The following is a 211-nucleotide window of genomic DNA, read 5'->3' as shown; positions in this document are numbered from 1 at the left end:
AGATTCTGATGTACTCGTTGATAACGATGTACTTTCGCTTTCTGAACCACTTAATGATGTTGATGTACTTTCAGATCCTGATGTACTTGTCGATAACGACGTACTTTCGCTCTCTGAACCACTTAATGATGTTGATTCACTTTCAGATCCTGATGTGCTCGTTGATAACGATGTGCTTTCGGATTCTGATGTACTCGCCGATAATGATGTG

At 40.3% G+C, this 211-nt stretch carries 1 pseudogene; it reads left to right on the top strand.

Annotation, left to right across the window (positions count from 1 at the left end):
* Positions 1–211, top strand: a pseudogene (locus CD111_RS12675) (MSCRAMM family adhesin SdrC); the annotation flags it as partial.

Origin of the sequence: Mammaliicoccus stepanovicii (genome assembly GCF_002902525.1) — a bacterium.
Classification (GTDB): Bacteria; Bacillota; Bacilli; order Staphylococcales; family Staphylococcaceae; genus Mammaliicoccus; species Mammaliicoccus stepanovicii.
This window is presented reverse-complemented; position numbering and strand designations above follow the sequence as displayed.